This window comes from Bacillus sp. P4_E1 (genome assembly GCF_056401715.1).
Window position 1 is genome coordinate 237,717 of the sequence record NZ_JBFUIV010000004.1, and the last position, 18,936, is coordinate 256,652.

Sequence of the window (18,936 nt, forward strand, 5' to 3'; positions counted from 1 at the left end):
GTGTCTATTTATTATGCTAACTAGGGATTGTATTTTCTTCTCTACATTTGCGTTCCCTTTTTCTTCATCTCCCACTTTTTATACAGTAGTACTGCCCCAAATAAGAATACCCCCGCAATGAATGAGCCTACAGGTAACATTTTTATCATTTCATCAGGAAATACGAGCGGAAGTAATGGAAATGCATAAGCTGCTGGAATACGCACTCCAACGATTTTTAATAAAATTAGCATTAATATCATATTTAATAAAGTAACTACAATCCATGAATCAATCGCAAAGTACAATAACGTTCCAACAGTTGCTGATGTAGTTAATACTAGTATTTGTTTAAATGCCATTTTTTCATTGTACATCGGTTTTTGAAGTGATTCATACACAACGACTAGAATTGGCGGAATAACCGCTAATTGTTCATAACCAGTTATCCAACATAAACTGATCCATACAAAATTTAAAAATAGAAATACAACCATATATTTATATTGGATTTTAACTTTTCTCTCAATACCGTTATTCAATTTAAAAATAAGAACACCAATCATTAAAATAAATGTCAAAACGAAGACTGAGATAACAAATGACCATTCCGTCGCATTTGTTACTAATGGTAATAAACCTGTCGCAATAGATGGTGCTAAATTGGATTGAATAACACGTAAAAACAACATCATTAATATAAGTGTTAAGCTAACTTTTCCTATATAGGAAATATCCATTTGATTCACTGCAAAACCAATAACAGCTGTTATTGACGGCGCAATAAAGATTTTTTCTGGTTGTCTTAGCCATCCCGGCTCACGATATACCCATAAAGCTATTGCCATCGCAGCTATTTCCGGCAAAATTACTTCTGGATCATCTAATAGTACACCAGCTGTAACCATCGCTAATATAAATAGAATTGCAATGCTATATGATATGATTGTTTCTTTCCTTGAAATTACTGAATTCATTATTACATACTCCTTTTTGCTTATTACTCTCATAAATTAAAACAATACCCTATATACCCTACTTAGGTATTGTATATTAACATCTTTTCTATTTCAAGTATTTGTAGTTTTTTCATTCTTTATCACCCCATACACTTACAAAACAAGGCATGTTTACAGGCATTGACACTTATTAAAAGATACGTTACAATAACTATACATTAGTAAGTAACTAATGTAATTAAATCTAACTAGAGGTGAAAACAAATGAAAAACATTTTATTCCGTATTAACGAATTATCAAAAAAAGAAAGAACATCTGGATTAACAGTTGATGAAAAACAAGAACAACAAATGTTGCGTCAAAACTATACAAAAACATTTCGCGGGAGCTTAGATTCCATTTTATTAAACACAAAAATCGTTGATCAAAATGGTCTTAACGTTACACCAGTTGCATTACAAGATGCTCAAATCCGTTTAAAATTAAGCAAATGAAATCAAAGCTAAAAAAACAATCGTATAAAACATAAAAAGAGCTGAAATTCCTATATAGAAATTCCAGCTCTTTTTATTGTCTTTTCTAATTTAGTATACGAGCGATACATCGCAATTCTCCACGATACGATCATCGCAAAAGCGAGTAAGAAAAACATTCCACTTAATTGGGTTAAATCAATTGATTGACTTAAATATGATTTTAATGCTACCCGGACAGCTAATAAACCAACTAAAATAAATATGAACGCTTTTGATGGTTTCATATATATGTCTTCGCCTCTTATTTCGAACTTAGATGTTTTAATAAGAAATATAGAGAAAATAAGTCCTACGCTAATTGCCTCTACTATTTCTAAAGACGTTAATCGAAACTCTGGTAAGAAGTACATCATTGCACCAGTGCTCATAAAAATTGGCGGTAATATAATTTTCTTTTTCGTTACCGGTTTTTTCGCTGACTTAAAGCGAAGAAACATAACTCCAACGGCCATACAAACCGCTACTATACTTGATAAAAGTGCTAAACTCATACTCTCCACTCCTATCTATTTAAAAGATTTTTTGAGCAAAATCATAAACCAAACGAGCCCAACACTTATAATGACATGACCTAATCCAGCCATATGGCTTAAACCATTAAAGTCAGTTCCATTCACTTGTAGAATACCTCTAAATACCATTGTAGCGATTGTAAAAATAAGTCCTATGTTATAAACAACAAACCACGCACGAAAACTTTTTGTTTCACGGACATTAAATACTTTAAATAGAGCTAAAGCGATCAAAAAGAATACGAAGCCGAGCACTAATACGTGTGTATGCACTAATTGCAACATAGTGGATCCTTTAATTCCTTGCGCTTTCGTATACTCTCTAGCAAATACACCTGATAATAAACCAATAATTAAGTAAATGAATGCTGCATTATATAATTTCTTCATCATATTCCTCCTGCTGTAAACTTTCCATATTCACTGCAATCATTTTACGCAAAGTTTATGAACGGAATATGAACAGATTATTACATTCTATTATTTGAAATAAAAAAGGCCATTCCACAACTATTCATTGCGGAATGGCCTTTTAACTTATTTTAAATCTTCAATTGAAAAGGCACCAGGCAGTAACTGCTCTACAGTCACTTCTTTTTCATCACCTTTTACATTCGTTAGTAATACAGGCATTTTCGGATCACAAAATTCAGCAATAACTTGTCTACAAGCACCACATGGTGAAATCGGTCCGTCTGTTTCGCCTGTAATGACTAAGTAACTAAAATCGCGCTCACCTTCTGATACGGCTTTAAAGATCGCTGTTCTTTCTGCACAGTTACATAAACCGTAAGAAGCATTTTCTATATTACAACCAGTATAAATTTTACCTTCTTTCGTAACTAATGCTGCACCAACAGGAAATTTAGAATACGGAATATATGCTTTTGACAACATCTTATTTGCTTCTTCGATATATTTTTTCTTATCCATATTATTTCCTCCTCAAAGTAAATGTAATTATGATTAGTCAGTAATAACTGTATGAACTAATTTAGGAGCCACTGCTGTTTCAGCGATAGAAATGTTTTCATAAATTTTAGCTTTTACATCTTCTACATTTTCGCGATTTGCATAAATCGTTACGAATGGCTCGCCTTCTTTTACTGCATCGCCAACTTTTTTACGTAACATTAATCCTACCGCTAAATCGATTTCATCTTCTTTTGTCGCACGACCTGCACCTAATAACATAGCTGCGATACCGACTTCATCTGCAACAATGTTAGAAATAACACCTGAAGTTTTTGCAGGTACATCAATTACATACTTCGCTTGTGGCATTTTTTCTGGATTGTCTACAATTGAGCTGTCTCCGCCTTGGTTGCTTAAGAACTCTTTAAATTTCTCAGTTGCTTTTCCGTTTTCCATAACTTCAATTAGCATTTCACGAGCTTCTTCTAATGTATTTGCTTTTTTCGCAAGTACGACCATTTGGCTTCCTAATACAAGTACTAATTCTGTTAAATCTTCTGGACCTTCGCCTTTTAAAGTATCAATTGCTTCCTTCACTTCTAGAGCGTTACCAATCGCAAAACCAAGAGGTTGTGACATATCTGAAATTACTGCCATCGTTTGACGTCCAACATTATTTCCGATACGTACCATTGCATGAGCTAATTCTTTTGCATCTTCTTCGGTTTTCATAAATGCACCAGCACCTGTTTTTACATCAAGTACGATTGCATCAGCACCAGCTGCAATTTTTTTACTCATAATTGAACTTGCAATTAGAGGAATTGAATTTACTGTTCCTGTTACATCACGTAATGCATAAATCTTTTTATCAGCAGGTGTTAAGTTTCCTGTTTGTCCGATAACAGCCACTTTGTCACGGTTTACAATATCAATGAACTGTTCTTTCGTAATTTCAACGTGGAATCCTTCTACCGCTTCTAATTTATCAATTGTCCCGCCCGTATGTCCTAAACCACGACCAGACATTTTTGCTACTGGTACATCTAAAGCAGCGACTAATGGTCCTAATACTAATGTTGTTGTATCACCAACACCGCCAGTTGAATGCTTATCTACTTTAATGCCTTCAATTGCTGATAAGTCGATTGTTTCTCCAGACTCAACCATTGCCATCGTTAAATCTGCACGTTCACGATCCGTCATATCTTTAAAGAAAATTGCCATTGCAAGTGCACTCGCTTGATAGTCAGGAATACTTCCATCTGTATAACCGTTAATAAAGAAATTAATTTCTTCAGTTGTTAATTCTTTTCCATCACGTTTTTTCGCAATAATATCTACCATTCTCATTACAATCACCATTCCTTTTTATATTATATGAATCTGTTAAAATAATAAGCCAACGATTGTTGCTGATAAGAAACTTACTAATGTTGCACCGAAAAGTAATTTCAAACCAAATCTTGCGACTACATTCCCTTGTTTTTCATTTAAGCTCTTAACTGCCCCAGCAATAATTCCAATTGAAGAGAAGTTTGCAAATGAAACTAAGAATACAGATATAATCGCTGTCGTTCTATCTGAGAAATTAAAGTTTCCTTTTGCTAAATCTGTCATCGCAACAAATTCATTTGATACAAGTTTTGTCGCCATAATATTCCCTGCGTTAACTGCTTCATGCCATGGAACACCCATAATAAATGCAAATGGTGCAAATACATAACCAAGAATTTCTTGGAATGAGATACCGATTACACCTTTAAATACTGCATTAATGAATGCGATAAGGGCAACGAAACCGATTAACATAGCTGCTACTGTAATCGCAACTTTAAATCCATCTATAATGTATTCCCCTAATACTTCAAAGAATGTCTTTTTCTCTTCTTCTTGTACTTCTAACATATCTTCTTCTTCAGTAACTTCATACGGGTTAATGATAGAAGCAATAATGAAGCCACCGAATAAGTTAAGCACTAAAGCGGTTACAACATATTGCGGTTTTAATAACACCATATATGATCCAACGATAGACATAGATACTGTAGACATTGCAGATGCACATAATGTATACATTCTTTTCTCTGGCAATAATCCTAGTTGTTTCTTAACTGAAATAAACACTTCAGATTGTCCTAAAATCGCAGAAGCTACCGCGTTATATGATTCGAGTTTCCCCATCCCATTTACTTTACTTAATACTAGACCGATAGATTTCACAATAATAGGTAATACTTTAATGTGTTGCAAAATACCTATTAAAGCTGATATAAATACGATTGGCATTAATACACTTAAAAAGAATGAAAACTCTTTTTGATTTACTAATCCACCAAATACGAAATTCACACCATCAGCGGCATATTTTAATAATTCTCCAAAACCATCTGCTATTCCGCTAATTAATATATTCCCTACGCTTGTATTTAATAATAAAAACCCCAAAATGAATTGTAATATAACCATCGTTATGATTGGGCGATATTTGACTTTCTTTCTATCATTACTAGCAAGCCAAGCGATACCTAAAATCAATACGAGGCCAAAAACACCGATTAAGTATTTCATAAGCCGTCTCCTCCCATTCGTATCCGCTTACATTTTTTTCAATTGTTAGAGCAATAGATACACTATACGTTGTGTATCTATTGCTCTTCACTCTTTATTAATTAGTAGTTATCTGTAGCACCTTTTGCATCATTTAATACGATTGCAACACTAGCACTTGCTCCAACGCGAGAAGCTCCAGCCTCTACCATTTTGTCTGCATCTTCACGTGTACGAACGCCGCCAGATGCTTTCACGCCAACGTTTGGTCCAACTGTTTTACGCATTAATGCGATATCTTCTGCAGTTGCTCCGCCAGTTGAGAATCCAGTTGAAGTTTTTACGAAATCAGCGCCAGCTTTTACTGATAATTCACAAGCACGAACTTTTTCTTCATCTGTTAGAAGGCAAGTTTCAATGATTACTTTTACAAGAGCTTTTCCTTTTGCTGCTTGTACTACTTCATAAATGTCTTTTTCAACGAACTCATTGTCGCCATCTTTTAAAGCACCTACGTTGATTACCATATCGACTTCAGTTGCACCTTTTGCGATAGCATCTTTTGTTTCGAATGCTTTTGTTTCAGTAGTGCTTGCTCCTAATGGGAAACCGATTACAGTACAAACGTCTACATCATGTCCAGCTAATTCTTCAGCAGCTAGCTTTACCCATGTAGGATTAATACAAACTGAAGCAAATTTGTATTGCTTTGCCTCTTCGATTACTTTCATAACATCTTCTTTTGTAGAATTTGGTTTTAAAATTGTATGATCAATTAACTTTGCAATGTTCATTATCTTCACTCCTCATATCTTTTAACAACTTCATTCTAACCCTTAGTTGAACAAATGTAAATACACTTTTGAACTTTTGTTCATTCTTTTTTAGAAGGGAATTTCTAGTAATACATTGAAAGTAGTATAAGCTTGTAAATAAAGGATGTGAACCACTTGTTTAAGTCAAAATTCTTTATATTCACATTGCTAGTATGCACCTCACTATCCATATTTATTTTTTATAAAAGGGATGTTATTTTCCAAGAAGGAAACCCAGTTCCATTTGCTTTAGCTATGTCTAAGATGGTTATTCAAGATAAAGAAATGGTGGAAGTAGAACCGATAGATAATCAATACCCCTACTTAGTAAAGCGCGGAAAAATGGAACCTTTTATCGATATGATGGAGCAAGATGGCTGGAGTTTTGTAGATAGAGATATTATGGCTAACTCACTAATTTTTGAAAAAGAAGATCAATCAAAGAGCGTTCCTTACAAATACTTTACAAGGTACTACACATTGATTTATTCATACTAAAAATAAAAGGCTTTCTCAAAATTAATATTTTGAGAAAGCCTTTTATTTCTAACCTTTTTGATAATGTAACAATTCTTTCGCTGTATGCTGATCTATAATTAGTACATTTGCATACCCACCACGTAACGCACCGTCAATTGCTTTTATTTTTCTATTACCACCTGCAACTAAAATAGAACGTTTCTTTAATTTAAGTTCCTCTAACTCAATTCCAATTGTACGCTTATTAATTTCTTCGCTACTAATATTTCCGTCTCCATCAAAGAAACGTGAACAAATGTCACCGACAGCTTGTTCTTTCAAAATGTTCGTTTCATCCTTATCTAAATATCCTAATCGGAATAATAACGCTTCATCACGCACTGTTCCAACAGTGAAAATTGCAATATTTGCTTGTTTCCCCATTTCAATAATGTGATGAATATGTCTATCTTGCTCCACTAATTCTTTTGTCACCGCATTATCAAATATAACTGGAAGAGGTAGATTTCTTGGCGTCGTTTGAAAAGCATCTGCAAATAACGCGATCGTTTCATTCGCATATGTATTTACACTTGAGTGACTAATGCCACCTTTTAACTGGACAACCTCTACACCTTTCACATGTTGCGGTACGATTTTTCTAGCGATTTCATACATCGTCATTCCCCAGCTTACACCAACGATATCACCAGTTTTCACTGTCTTTTCCATATACTCAGCTGCATATTTACTAATATACTCCGTAATCGTTGCATATTCTGGCACTGGAGAAAATACAACATGCGCCTCTAACAAGTTGTACTTTTCTTTAAGTAAGTTCCCGACGTTATCTAAATCAGCAAATGGATCCGCTATACTAATTTGAACAAATCCTTTTTCTTTCGCGTACTTTAATAATCTAGAGATTGTCGGTCTTGAGATATTTAATTTGTTAGCAATTTCTTGCTGACTATAATCTGATTGATAATATAATCTTGCAACTTCAACGCTTAATTGTTGTTTATCCTTATCCATAGTAACTCATTACATATCCTTTCCTGTATTTCCTTTTCGTTACAAGCATTATACAGCTTTATGCAAGAAATTTCGACTCCCTTATTTATCAACCTAAACTTCTACTCCACTTAGGATTTACAATGAAACTTTTATTTTTTAGCTTCATACACTCGATACAAATGATCTTGAATCAGATAAAGTGAAACTTTAATCAGTGGGGGTTTTGTTCATCCCCCACTGATTATTAGCCCTCACCAATCGGGCTTTTACGGGCAGTCCGACTCCCACCTAACTCCCTCGTATTCGCCGAATTTTGAGTTGGGAGTCTTACTGCCCGCAAATAGCGGGATAAATCGATTCATATTTAATTCATTCTTTTTGTTCTTTCTGTAGTAACAATAACAAACATTAAATATCGTTTATGGAACTTCCTTAACGTACGGTAAAGCCAAGTTTTTTAATATAGAAATTCCTTAGCGTGCGAAATTCACGTTTTGATGGCGAGACCCCATCGCCATCAAGCTAAAATTTTATAGTACCCCCAGAACGAAATTTTGTGCTACTTGTAACAAAAAAGCACATTTTTTCGTTTTGGGGAGCAACCAAATTCTTAACTTGATGGTGATGGGATATTTACTTTTCTGAGCTTGATAGCGATGGACGATATCCCTATTACGTAATGATTGTTAGACGTCCAATTTGATTACACTCTTCAGCGAACCAAAGATCGCCATCCGGACAAAACGTGATACCATGTGGCTCTGCATTATTTGTAGGTATCGTATATTCCGTAATAACTCCTTCAACTGTAATACGGCTGATTTGGTTACCTCCCCATTCTGTGAACCAAAGATCTCTGTTCTTCCCAGGTATTATGGCATGAGGACGAGCGTTCGGCGTCGGTATAACAAATTCTTTGATCTCACCTTCGAACGTAATTCTACCAATTTTATTGCCTATGATTTGCACAAACCATATTGCTCCATCTGGGCCGCTCGCAATTCCAACTGGCCCGGAGTTGGGTGTTGGGATTGGATATTCTTTGACCTCACCTTTAGTGGTTATTCTCCCAATCCTATTGTTCTGATTCTGTGTAAACCATAATGCACCGTCTGATCCCAGAGTAATAAAAGAGGGAAATGATTTGGAGTTAGGCAATTCAAACTCGGTGATTTCCCCTGACTTTGTTATTCTTCCGATCCTACCATTATTCATTTCTGTAAACCATATTGCTCCATCTGGGCCTTCCGTTATGCCAAAAGGTGCAGCGTTCGTTGTAGGGAGTACATATTCTTCAAAAAGACCGTTCATCGACATTTTACCGATCTTGCTTGAGTTATATTCCGTAAACCATAAGTCACCGGTCTGGTCCGAGATAATTGACATAGCTCCTGCATTTGCTGTCGGAATGGGAAAAGAATTTATTTCACCAGTAGCATTTATTCTACCAATTCGATTCCCTTTCTGTTCCGTAAACCACAATGCTCCGTCTTTTCCTACGGTTATTCCATATGGTCCTGAATCTATTTCATTGACCACATATTCTTGTATCGTGATCCTCATATCATTTCCTCCCATTGAAAATTTTGAGTCTTGTTTTTCGGTATAATTTAGTTTTAAAAAGGACATTCCTGGTATTACAGTGGATGCCCTTTTTGCTAAATTATAAGATATTTTGTTAGAATTCAAAGTCTAGAATCATTTTACTGGTTTGACCTGTAAACTTATAATTATAGGACCCTTTCAGGCTTTCTAATTCACCAGTAGCTTTGATGATTGTTGCAGGGGAATCTAGATTTCCTTTATCAAATATCCCTTGCTCTATAGCTATAAATGTCCCTCGTTTTCCCTTATAAATTCCTTCGAAATGTAAAAATCCAGAAATTTTAGCAGTAGCCAAGTGACCATCATCTATAGTTGATTCTAAATAATATAATAAATATTCAACAAAAGCTTTTCCTTTTAATTCACCGTCAATATCATATTCGACATGGGCAATATTAATAGGGAAATCTTTTCTAGTGTCATTGACTGGCTTTTCATCCCATTTACTTACTGTAAATGTTACTTCCATACGCGTAAACCTCCCTTCATCATTAGATGAGTAATCTACCTCCAGTATATCACCTAAAAAGTACCATCAATAATTATATCTCATAGGAGTGTTTCTAAAGTAACGGATGCTGCTGGTAAGACCCTGTTAAGAGCAAAAGACGACTTATTTTTTGTTCTTCTTATATGACATTGAAAGTAAATTTTTATTTAACAGTTTACTTTCATTTTTATTAAAAAAGAACACGTAGAAATTACTACATGTTCTTTATGAGACGGTTCATTTTTAAATATTACGTATCTTCTAGATTTTTCTTATTATATAGTTGTGTCCTTCTATTTCTTTTCCCTCATTTCAACAGCAAAGTTCATGATCTCTTCCTCTGTTAATTTTTCTTCAGTGGTTAAGATCGGACGGATTACTCTATACGTTTCTTAATTATTTCAATTGTACTAGAAATTGTGAATTAAAAAAGAGAGCCGTAGCCCTCACTTTCAATTAATAGCAATTAAGGATGCTTCGAGGGTATTTAATAGTCTACATTTTAAGGAATGTAGGCTAAGTAATATAAGTTAATCTGTTATTAATTTTGAATAAATACTTAGATCAATAAACTTTTCATTAGATTTTTCACACTTTCTCATTGTCCCTTCGAATGTAAAGTTTAACTTTTGTAAAACTTTTATTGAATTGATGTTTTCAGATTCAACTTTTGCTTCTATTCTATTGAATTCTAAAGTACTAAACGCATAATCCATTAAAGAGAGAATGGCTTCTGGCGCATACCCCTTACCCCAAAAAGCTTTACTAATATCGTAACCAATTTCTGCTTTGGCGTTTTTGAAATCAAATGAATTATAACCACAAGAACCGATAATTTCATTTGATTCTAATTCAATTATTGAATAACGAATAGCTCTGTTTTCCCGAGATAACTTATCAAGCATTTCAATCATATCTACCGCTTGGCTTTCATCAGTAAAACTATTGATATTCATAAATTTTGTAACTTCTGGATCCGCCCAAATTGTAAACATGCTAGCTGAGTCTGATACTTTCATTTTTCTTAAAACTAATCTTTCGGTTTGTAGTTCTGTAATCAATATTTTTACCTCCATTATGTTTTTATTTTGGGGTCAAGATATTGATATCTGCGCATAGTTCAGTCCCTTCGTGTTTCAAGATAATATTATTATAAAAGCTATAAAGGATGAACCAATAAATTTCAAAAATTTGGTTATGTTACAGTTTATGATAACTGCGTAATAAAGAAAAATGAAACAATTGTATTGTGATTTTTAAACATCTTTAATTTTATTCTTATTTACCGTTCGTTGAGAGCAATTATTTTTTAGTTGCTGTATTTCCCATTGCAATAGAAATTCTATTCCAACTGTTGATTTGATTAATTACCAGAACAAGGTCAACATATTGTTTCTCGTCATAGTGTTCACGTACTCGCTTATATAGGTCTTCAGGAACTCTTTTAGTGGGAATTAGAGTAATATGCTCAGATAGTTCAAGAGCAACTTTCTCTTCAGGTGTATAAAAATCACATTCATTCCAAGCATTCAAGCAATAAATTCGTTGTTCGGTTTCACCTATCTTACGGGCATCTGATGTATGCATATCCATGCAGAAAGCACAACCGTTAATTTGAGAGACTCTAATCTTTATAAGTTCTCTAGTAATTCGATTAATTGTAGATTTCTTAGTGTACTTCTCCATATCCATCATAATTTTCATGCCATCAGGTGCAACATCATAGTAGGAAATTCTTTGACTCATAAGGCAAGACCTCCTTTGATTTTAAGATACTTATAATTATACCTTCATACGAACATTCGTGCTATTTTTTTGTTTGTAAAGCATTCGAAATCAAAGAGAATTTCAGTTATAGACAGTGTAATTAGTTGTTTCATGGTACGTAAATATCGCAAATGAGTAACCGTATTTTCCAAACAAATATTTTCACTTTTTAATTACTTTATTATTACCGTCAGAATAAATTGAATAACTCTATTAATTTTTAAATGATTTTATTATAAATGAAACAATTTTATTATCACCAAACAACTACATAATTTTGATCAAACTTTATTCGAAAGCTACAGTGTTTTTATCTTCCTATAGTTATTTATGGGGATTTAGTTAATTTTTTCGTTTTGGAGAACAACTAATTTCTTAGCTTGATAAGCTATGTGACGAGACCCCCTGCCCGTCAAGCTAAAGTTTTAATGTACCCCAAAAATAAAAATTTTCTTTCACTACAGTTAATTACTTTGAGAAGTCAGCGGATTTTTTCATTTTAGGGGGATTTTGTTTTGTTAGCTTGATAGTGATGGGATACAGCCAACATTTTGGAAGTTTTATATGCTAAGCGAATTTTAACCTAAAAAAGTCGAATTCCTGTACGTTAAGTGAAGTGGCATTTCATTCACATAATCCCTATTATCTGAAGTTAATAAAGTCTGTTACACTCTCTTCTTTAAAAACGTTTCCATAATATCCTTCTTGAATCTTTTATAATCAAGCTGAAAAGCTACATTATGCGTTTTATAGCCTGGATTAGTAGCAAAACGAAAGTCTGCAATACTTTGACCAAATCCTTCTCCTTGATCAGGAATTACTTTAATGGGTACTCTTGAAAGGCCAACAGCCTCTTGATTCAGCAAATACCACACTGTTACAAAATCATGCATAGGGCTTCCACTTATACCAGGATTAGACTTAGAGTAGAATTTATAATAATAGTCTAACATAGGTTTGATGATGAGTCCTGCAAGATCCTGTGTATTCCGATGAAATGCATCGATTTGCTGGACCATTTCGGGTGTAACAATCGCATGTTGAGTCACATTTAAAGGAATAATTGTCAAGTTCTTTGCATGCTGCAGAATTAAGTTTGCTGCATAAGGGTCTGAGTAAAAGTTAGCTTCAGCCACAGCAGTTACGTTACCTGGATAGAAAAAAGCTCCCCCCATGCAAATACATTCTCTTACGTTTCGCATTGTTTCTAAATTCAACACAAAAGTCGTAGCTAGCGAAGAAAGTCTTCCTAAATTGATAATTGTAAGATCTTCTAAATTTGATTCTATAATTTGATAAATATCATTTAAAGGATAAACTGGATATGAAATTTCAGGGGGAATGATAGGTCCTAATCCGACTTTCCCATGTACCTCAGGGAAATACTGAATCAATATACCTGTCAACGGTACAGAAGCACCAAGGAACACGGGTATCTCTTCTCTTCCCGCAATGTACTTCAAATAGTTAATATTTCTTATTGCATTTTCTCTGGATACATTTCCATAATCGGCTACAATTCCTACAAGTTGAATGTCTTTACGAAAAAAAGTGTACAGTATAGCAAACGCATCATCAATCCCCAAATCTGTAAACAGGAGAACCTTTTTTTTCATATCTCTTCCTCCAAAATCTATAGAATCCTACTTTCACTAATGATGTAGTGATCAGACTAAGCTTGTATGTATATATTTTATGTATTCTTAAAGAGTGGATTCTATTCACTTGAAATAGCTTTGCTCATCTAAATTTGATATTATGTTCAAGCGTAAGTTTCTGTTCTTAAGTTCATAGGCATGGTGTGCTATCCCATGCCCATCAACTTAAGAATTTTTTAACACCCCAAAACGAAAAAACAAGTTAAATTCTCATAGATAACTATCTTATAATTAATTATATAATTTATTTTTTAAATATAATAATATAAAGATATTACTCTTAAAAGGGGGGGATTCAAATTGGTTAAAAACTTACCTTTATACTAATAGTTATTTTAATACTAGATGTAAGTTCTTCTACATTAAGTACGGACGGATACTTTTCTCCAGTTATAGAATGGTCTTTAATGATTATAAGTATTATTTTAAACATTACTGCAGTTATAGGCTTATCACTACACGTCTTTGTATATCAACCTATGAAAAGATTTGAAAAAATTAAAATGAAATCTTCAAATAAAATAATTATATTTGAGGTAACACCACCTCGCCATCGAGTGTTGATTTAGAAAAAAGTTTAATTATAAATATTTTATGATATTCAATAAATTTAACTTATAAAAATATTTTTATTCTTATTCAACTATCCTGCCCCGTTAGTTTAAGTACATTTCTTCACAATTTTTACAGTGATAGTAACATAAATACCCAACAAAAAATCATCTCACCTCTAGAAATCTATAATGGTAGTTTTAGAATAAGTGAATAAGAGAAATAACCACCATTGATTATTTCTCTTTTCATATACATATTTATTTTTGGAAAAATAACCTAACTCCAAATACTAATAATACTGTGCCAGTAATACCCTCTATTGTACGGTTCACTTTTTCTTTTCTTAAAAAAGTTCTTAATTGACGTATTAGTGAGATATAAAGTAAATACCATATTGCTGTCAAAGTCGTAAATGTGAGTCCTAACAAAAGAAATTGGAAGAGATGACTTTGATTGCTCACAATAAATTGGGGTAGAAAACTTAGGAAAAACACAGCAGTTTTTGGGTTTAAGATTGCCGTGGTAAATCCTTGTCTAAAACTTTTAATCGTTCCAATATCCTTAGAGTTCATTTCCACTGAACCTGACATATCTTCTTTTTTAGACAAGGCACTTTTAATTGACTTTACAGCTAAGTAAATTAAGTAAAAAGCCCCAGCATATTTTATAAATGTAAATAACATAGAGAATTTCATTAGGATGGCAGAAAGTCCTAGTGTAGCCATTATTGTATGAATCATCATTCCAGATACCGTTCCTAAGACGGTCTTTATCCCACCATTTTTACCATGCGAGATAGTGTTTTTTGTAACTAAGGCAAAACCGGGACCAGGCATTATTATGATTAGGATTGCTGTGAGGATAAATAACAAATAATTTTCCATGTTCTAGTATCTCCTTTCCAATTTTCAGTTTTGCCTATAGTATAGCTTTTTTACTTAAAATATTAAATATAAAAAGCGTGATCAGGAGTTTATCGAGGTTATTAGTATCAATTTGACCAAACATTATCCTAAAGTTACATTGATAAAACACACGGCAAACTTATGGGTAAAATTACAAGCTCGGCTCTCACAAAAAACGGGATAAAAAAATAAACAGCGGAACTAGTCCACTGTTTATTTCGTCACACCCTCATGTAATTTTTCTGTATAATCTTTTACATCCTTCCAGCTATCTTTCGCTGTATTTAAATCTTCTTTTATAAAGGTAAATTCTTCAGGGCTGATTCCTTTTACGTTTTGTAGTAAATTATTATATTTCGCACCTACCGTATACCACTGATTTGATATGTTTTGCAGTGCTGTAATTGCTGCATCAATTGTTTCTGTCATATTAGTTGTTTTATTTTTTGCATCTGTCAAAATTGCCACTTCTGCTTGCGATCCAGAAATTCTATTCTTTAAACTGGCTATTTCTCGTTCTGCATTTGCAATATCTTTTTTCGCAATCGCAATCATCGGTCCCCCCGCAAGACAAGTTATTAACGCTACGCAAAGTACACCACCAGCAATCACCATATCGTTACTCTTTTTGATCGAATCGTTATATGTATTTATTTGTTGCTCTAGAGCTGGAATACCAGCATTCGTACTCGCCAAAATCGAGGTTAATTGATTCGTATCCTCTTTAAAACTATTTGTGTCTTTCGCCATTCTATCGCGAAAAGCTTTCAAATTCCCTAATAGTACATCTACCTCATTTTGATTCTTTAAAATATCCGCATACAACTTTTCTAAATCCGCTTTTAATTTACCGCTATCCTTTTGATCAATCGCTGCTAACATGTCATTATAATACGCTTGAAAAGTATTATTGTAATTAATAATATTTTGATCCGTTTTCATAATTTGAGGCTTCATATTATTTAACCAATACGCCGCATTAATTTTTGCATCTCTTTGATGCTGAATCATATTTCCTTTAAACTCACTATTAATTGAACTTATTTTACTCAAATCAGTCTCTTGCTGATTTTGAATTAATTTTGCATATGAATCCATTGCGAATATGCTCGATGTCGTTTGCGCCATTACATCTTGGAATCCTGCTGGACCGAGAGAATAATTTTTTGCATTTTCTTGTAATGTTTTTACGTTTTGTTCCGCTGCAAAAGGATGTAAAGGAAGTGCATTACTCGTTGCCACCCCAGCAATCATGATCGTTAAAAGACATTTTTTATAAAATCTTTTCTGCATACTTTTCACCCATTCTCTTTATAAGGATATAAAAAAGCTCCTGCTCACAACTGAACAGGAGCTTCAACTCATTCATCAATACTTAACGCTCTAACGATTCGTATTCGATTATGCTTTTTTCGTATCTACTACTTTAATATCTTCAGCATAGATTTTTTCTGCATAGTCTTTAATGTTCTTCCAGCTATCTTTCGCAATGTTTAAATCTTCTTTAATGAAAACAAGGTCATTTGGACTAATTGAATCTACATTTTGAAGTAAAGAATTGTATTTTGATCCCATTGTGTACCATTGATTTGAAATGTTTTGCAACGCTGTAATTGCTGTATCAATTGTGTTTGTTAAATATTCAGTTTGTGTTTTAATGTTCGTTAGTCCTGCCACTTCTAATTGCGCAGTTGTAACTTGTCCTGTTATCTTTTGAATTTCTGCCTGTGCATTATCAAGCTCTTTCTTCGCTAAGACGATTCCTGCAGTACCACCACCTACTGCTGCTGTTCCACCTGCAATTAATGCGATTCCTAGCGGAGTTCCTGCTCCCGTAGCAATTACAACCGCACCACCGATAATTGCAATTGGGCCTAAAGCTGTCGCAACAGATGAACCGATAATAATTGCATTATATTTACTAATTGCTTCATTATACGTTGTAATTTGATTTTGCAGAAGCGGAATTCCAGCATCTTGACTAGCCAAGATAGATGTAATTTGATTTGCATCTCCCTTGAAATTTTGAGTATCCGACGTCATTTTATTTCGGAATTTCTTTAAGTCTTCTACTAACTTATCTACTTGCGCTTTATTTTCAGTAATACTACTTGATAATCTAGTTAGACCTTTCGTAAGAGTTGCTTTATCCTTTGCATCAACCGCAGCAACTAAAGTATCATAATAGTTTTGGAATTTCGTATTGTAATTAATGATATTTTGATTTGTTGAAATAAGCTGTGGCTTCAATACATCTAGCCATTGCTTCGCATTTCCTCTAGCTGTATCTTGATGCTGAATCACTTTACCTTTTAAAGATGTATCAACTGACGTTACGTTCCCAAAGTTAACATTACCTTGTTTAATAATTGTTAAAGCGTACAGATCCATTACTAAAGCGTTAGAACCTGTTCTTTCCATCGCATCTTTAAGGCCTTCTGGTCCTAATGAATATTCGTCATAATCATTATATGCTTTTGCTACAGCATGAACTGGAGCTTGTTTCACTGTACTTTCAGCAGCATACGTATGGGCTGGCATAATATTCCCTGCTGCAAATACTGCCATAAGTGCTGATAGAGCCATTACTTTATATGGTTTTTTTGTCATTTTTCTTCTCTCCCTATATCGCTAATTATTTTTCTGTTTAATGTACTTCAACGTTTGTAACGTAATCTTCAAATTGATTTGTTTGCTTATTCATTTCATCACTTACTTTTTTAAGTTGATTGAAATGTTTTTGAAGTAAACTACTGTCTGTATACGTGCCTTCTTCAATATTTGCTTGAATTTGGATCATATTATTGTTTAAAACTTTCCAATCCGTTAATAACGTCTCTAAAGTTGTAATTTGGCGATCAATTAGTTCTGTAAAGCTACTTACTTGATCTTCAACGAATGTAATTTGTGTTGCCTCTGATTCAGTTTGTGATAACTTTTGAATAAGTGGTAATAACTCTTTTTGCTTTTGTTGAATACGAAGAGCAGCTTCCCTCGTTTGACTATCTGCAGCATTTACAATTTCATTACTTAAAGTACCGATAGAAACAAAATCGATTGTTTTCGTTTGTGCAGTTTGATTTGTGATTGTAAATACTTGTTTACCGATATTAATAGAACCTTTAATAATTTCTTGTGGTCTATTCAAAATAGTAGTTAGTTCAGCTTGAATTTCCCCTTGAATTCTTTTTATGTCTTCTCTTAATTTCACAATATCTCCACTTGATCCTTGCAGTGTTTTTATTGCTTCATCAGCTTTAATTGATAAGTTGCTACTATCTTTGTCTAATACCGTTTTAAATCGATTTAACTCTAATAAATCTTGCTCCATACTCTCTTGAATGCTTTGGACCTGCAATTGTAATTTTCCATATGCGTTTGTAAAATCTGCTTTTGCCTGTTCATCTTCATTTACTTTTCCTGCTAGTTCATAGAGCTTACTATAATAGCTATTAAATCTAGTGCTGTATCTCATCATCTCTTGATTTAAGTCGATTAGCTTCGGATTATATTCATCAATCCACTCTCGTACATTCGTTTTTGCAAATTTTTGATGATTCGTTAGACTACTCATAGCGTTTACCTTAATGTCTGGCTGTTGCAAAATAACTAATCCGTATGCTTGTATAAGCGGTGACTGTGATCCTAACATTCTAATTGAATTGGATAATGTATTTGGAGCAATTACATTTTGCGCATATACTGTTTTCACTTCTGTTTGCCCCTCCTTAGCGTAAGCGCTTACAGGAACGAAGCAACTCGTAGATACTGCTGTAACCAATAACCCTGTAATTAAAGTCTTTTTCACTTTAACTCCTCCTATGTATTAGCAACTATTACTATCGCATTTTATTATTCTATTTTCTTGCAATTGATTTGAGATGGTTAAAAATAGAGAACGTTCTCACCGTGAGTCATGTACGAACCACCTCTCTCAAACTTTATTTCTACAGTACTTACTTATTGTTATAAAACACTTCATAACTTTTCATATGTGCTTAGTATGAATAAAACTGTATAAATTTTCTATTTTATTGCGATTTCCACATTCACACAGTGAATATATTACATGAAAATATTATTCATTTTAAACTAATTAACGTGTGAAAGTATGAAATTTCGTTTTGTTTTCATGTAAGTTTTGTACTGTAAGGTCATTTAAACACAGCTATTTATATAACGTAAAGAAGTATTTTAATTCCCTTTATTTTCA

Annotated in this window: 19 protein-coding genes and 1 pseudogene; 3 read left to right on the top strand and 17 right to left on the bottom strand. The window is 33.5% G+C overall.

The features are described from left to right. Positions 1-41: 41 nt before the first annotated feature. A complete protein-coding gene (locus tag AC1DS7_RS07550; RefSeq protein WP_113708722.1) occupies positions 42-956 on the bottom strand; it encodes an HPP family protein in 915 nt (304 codons plus the stop codon). A gap of 246 nt (positions 957-1,202) precedes the next feature. On the opposite strand from AC1DS7_RS07550, the gene AC1DS7_RS07555 reads away from it, so the two are divergent. Beyond that, on the top strand, positions 1,203-1,433 hold the full coding sequence (locus AC1DS7_RS07555; protein ID WP_002035023.1) for a DUF896 domain-containing protein: 231 nt from the start codon (positions 1,203-1,205) through the stop codon (positions 1,431-1,433). A 50-nt stretch (positions 1,434-1,483) separates the two neighbouring features. Here AC1DS7_RS07555 and AC1DS7_RS07560 read toward each other — a convergent pair whose 3' ends face one another. The 6 genes from AC1DS7_RS07560 to deoC form a co-directional block, all read right to left on the bottom strand. After that, positions 1,484-1,966, bottom strand: coding sequence for a CcdC family protein (locus tag AC1DS7_RS07560; RefSeq protein WP_016103152.1), 483 nt, complete (start codon positions 1,964-1,966; stop codon positions 1,484-1,486). 15 nt (positions 1,967-1,981) lie between these two features. Then, positions 1,982-2,377 (bottom strand): DUF2871 domain-containing protein, encoded by a 396-nt coding sequence (locus AC1DS7_RS07565; protein ID WP_085310454.1) that lies wholly within the window; start codon positions 2,375-2,377, stop codon positions 1,982-1,984. 147 nt (positions 2,378-2,524) lie between these two features. Further along, a complete protein-coding gene (locus tag AC1DS7_RS07570) occupies positions 2,525-2,920 on the bottom strand; it encodes a cytidine deaminase (protein WP_000358532.1) in 396 nt (131 codons plus the stop codon). A 33-nt stretch (positions 2,921-2,953) separates the two neighbouring features. After that, positions 2,954-4,255 carry a pyrimidine-nucleoside phosphorylase gene (locus AC1DS7_RS07575; RefSeq protein ID WP_016103150.1) on the bottom strand — a complete coding sequence of 434 codons (1,302 nt, stop codon included), beginning with the start codon at positions 4,253-4,255 and terminating at the stop codon, positions 2,954-2,956. Between the two features lie 36 nt (positions 4,256-4,291). Then, the gene (locus tag AC1DS7_RS07580) at positions 4,292-5,473 is read right to left on the bottom strand and encodes a NupC/NupG family nucleoside CNT transporter (RefSeq protein WP_002012109.1); all 1,182 of its coding nucleotides are present in this window, start codon (positions 5,471-5,473) and stop codon (positions 4,292-4,294) included. A 101-nt stretch (positions 5,474-5,574) separates the two neighbouring features. After that, positions 5,575-6,246, bottom strand: a complete 672-nt coding sequence (gene deoC, locus AC1DS7_RS07585) for a deoxyribose-phosphate aldolase (RefSeq protein ID WP_002012110.1) — start codon at positions 6,244-6,246, stop codon at positions 5,575-5,577. A gap of 156 nt (positions 6,247-6,402) precedes the next feature. Here deoC and AC1DS7_RS07590 point away from each other — a divergent pair, with 156 nt between their 5' ends. After that, the gene (locus AC1DS7_RS07590) at positions 6,403-6,765 is read left to right on the top strand and encodes a hypothetical protein (RefSeq protein WP_215588941.1); all 363 of its coding nucleotides are present in this window, start codon (positions 6,403-6,405) and stop codon (positions 6,763-6,765) included. Positions 6,766-6,813: 48 nt separating this feature from the next. Here AC1DS7_RS07590 and AC1DS7_RS07595 read toward each other — a convergent pair whose 3' ends face one another. The 6 genes from AC1DS7_RS07595 to AC1DS7_RS07620 form a co-directional block, all read right to left on the bottom strand. Then, positions 6,814-7,761 carry a sugar-binding transcriptional regulator gene (locus AC1DS7_RS07595; protein WP_000356572.1) on the bottom strand — a complete coding sequence of 316 codons (948 nt, stop codon included), beginning with the start codon at positions 7,759-7,761 and terminating at the stop codon, positions 6,814-6,816. Positions 7,762-8,415: 654 nt separating this feature from the next. Beyond that, the gene (locus AC1DS7_RS07600) at positions 8,416-9,306 is read right to left on the bottom strand and encodes a Vgb family protein (RefSeq protein WP_001223216.1); all 891 of its coding nucleotides are present in this window, start codon (positions 9,304-9,306) and stop codon (positions 8,416-8,418) included. 115 nt (positions 9,307-9,421) lie between these two features. Beyond that, positions 9,422-9,817: a DUF3224 domain-containing protein gene (locus tag AC1DS7_RS07605; RefSeq protein WP_002141295.1), complete on the bottom strand. Its 396-nt coding sequence runs from the start codon at positions 9,815-9,817 to the stop codon at positions 9,422-9,424. Positions 9,818-10,368: 551 nt separating this feature from the next. After that, positions 10,369-10,899 (bottom strand): GNAT family N-acetyltransferase, encoded by a 531-nt coding sequence (locus AC1DS7_RS07610; protein WP_002126830.1) that lies wholly within the window; start codon positions 10,897-10,899, stop codon positions 10,369-10,371. A 241-nt stretch (positions 10,900-11,140) separates the two neighbouring features. Beyond that, positions 11,141-11,584 (bottom strand): carboxymuconolactone decarboxylase family protein, encoded by a 444-nt coding sequence (locus AC1DS7_RS07615; RefSeq protein WP_000083030.1) that lies wholly within the window; start codon positions 11,582-11,584, stop codon positions 11,141-11,143. A 686-nt stretch (positions 11,585-12,270) separates the two neighbouring features. Then, entirely contained in the window at positions 12,271-13,221 is a 951-nt protein-coding gene (locus AC1DS7_RS07620; protein ID WP_002126827.1) for a nucleoside hydrolase, read from the bottom strand. 342 nt (positions 13,222-13,563) lie between these two features. Here AC1DS7_RS07620 and AC1DS7_RS07625 point away from each other — a divergent pair. Beyond that, positions 13,564-13,832, top strand: a pseudogene (locus tag AC1DS7_RS07625) (hypothetical protein). Positions 13,833-14,075: 243 nt separating this feature from the next. Here AC1DS7_RS07625 and AC1DS7_RS07630 read toward each other — a convergent pair. The 4 genes from AC1DS7_RS07630 to nheA all read right to left on the bottom strand — a co-directional run bounded on the left by AC1DS7_RS07630 (position 14,076) and on the right by nheA (position 18,531). Continuing rightward, a complete protein-coding gene (locus tag AC1DS7_RS07630; RefSeq protein ID WP_000432973.1) occupies positions 14,076-14,702 on the bottom strand; it encodes a LysE family translocator in 627 nt (208 codons plus the stop codon). Positions 14,703-14,936: 234 nt separating this feature from the next. Continuing rightward, a complete protein-coding gene (nheC, locus tag AC1DS7_RS07635; RefSeq protein WP_033708128.1) occupies positions 14,937-16,016 on the bottom strand; it encodes a non-hemolytic enterotoxin subunit C in 1,080 nt (359 codons plus the stop codon). A 108-nt stretch (positions 16,017-16,124) separates the two neighbouring features. Further along, entirely contained in the window at positions 16,125-17,333 is a 1,209-nt protein-coding gene (gene nheB, locus AC1DS7_RS07640) for a non-hemolytic enterotoxin NHE subunit B (protein WP_016103147.1), read from the bottom strand. 37 nt (positions 17,334-17,370) lie between these two features. Further along, complete coding sequence (gene nheA, locus AC1DS7_RS07645; RefSeq protein ID WP_016103146.1) at positions 17,371-18,531, bottom strand: non-hemolytic enterotoxin NHE subunit A; 1,161 nt, start codon at positions 18,529-18,531, stop codon at positions 17,371-17,373. Positions 18,532-18,936 lie beyond the last annotated feature (405 nt).

What these genes read in the sequence shown, in the direction of transcription:
- AC1DS7_RS07550 (WP_113708722.1), bottom strand. Translation starts at nt 956, where the DNA reads ATGAATTCAGTAATTTCAAGGAAAGAAACAATCATATCATATAGCATT.
- nheB (WP_016103147.1), bottom strand. Translation starts at nt 17,333, where the DNA reads ATGACAAAAAAACCATATAAAGTAATGGCTCTATCAGCACTTATGGCA.
- AC1DS7_RS07560 (WP_016103152.1), bottom strand. Translation starts at nt 1,966, where the DNA reads ATGAGTTTAGCACTTTTATCAAGTATAGTAGCGGTTTGTATGGCCGTT.
- AC1DS7_RS07580 (WP_002012109.1), bottom strand. Translation starts at nt 5,473, where the DNA reads ATGAAATACTTAATCGGTGTTTTTGGCCTCGTATTGATTTTAGGTATC.
- AC1DS7_RS07600 (WP_001223216.1), bottom strand. Translation starts at nt 9,306, where the DNA reads ATGAGGATCACGATACAAGAATATGTGGTCAATGAAATAGATTCAGGA.
- AC1DS7_RS07605 (WP_002141295.1), bottom strand. Translation starts at nt 9,817, where the DNA reads ATGGAAGTAACATTTACAGTAAGTAAATGGGATGAAAAGCCAGTCAAT.
- AC1DS7_RS07595 (WP_000356572.1), bottom strand. Translation starts at nt 7,761, where the DNA reads ATGGATAAGGATAAACAACAATTAAGCGTTGAAGTTGCAAGATTATAT.
- AC1DS7_RS07570 (WP_000358532.1), bottom strand. Translation starts at nt 2,920, where the DNA reads ATGGATAAGAAAAAATATATCGAAGAAGCAAATAAGATGTTGTCAAAA.
- AC1DS7_RS07630 (WP_000432973.1), bottom strand. Translation starts at nt 14,702, where the DNA reads ATGGAAAATTATTTGTTATTTATCCTCACAGCAATCCTAATCATAATA.
- AC1DS7_RS07575 (WP_016103150.1), bottom strand. Translation starts at nt 4,255, where the DNA reads ATGAGAATGGTAGATATTATTGCGAAAAAACGTGATGGAAAAGAATTA.
- AC1DS7_RS07620 (WP_002126827.1), bottom strand. Translation starts at nt 13,221, where the DNA reads ATGAAAAAAAAGGTTCTCCTGTTTACAGATTTGGGGATTGATGATGCG.
- AC1DS7_RS07565 (WP_085310454.1), bottom strand. Translation starts at nt 2,377, where the DNA reads ATGAAGAAATTATATAATGCAGCATTCATTTACTTAATTATTGGTTTA.
- AC1DS7_RS07555 (WP_002035023.1), top strand. Translation starts at nt 1,203, where the DNA reads ATGAAAAACATTTTATTCCGTATTAACGAATTATCAAAAAAAGAAAGA.
- AC1DS7_RS07615 (WP_000083030.1), bottom strand. Translation starts at nt 11,584, where the DNA reads ATGAGTCAAAGAATTTCCTACTATGATGTTGCACCTGATGGCATGAAA.
- deoC (WP_002012110.1), bottom strand. Translation starts at nt 6,246, where the DNA reads ATGAACATTGCAAAGTTAATTGATCATACAATTTTAAAACCAAATTCT.
- nheC (WP_033708128.1), bottom strand. Translation starts at nt 16,016, where the DNA reads ATGCAGAAAAGATTTTATAAAAAATGTCTTTTAACGATCATGATTGCT.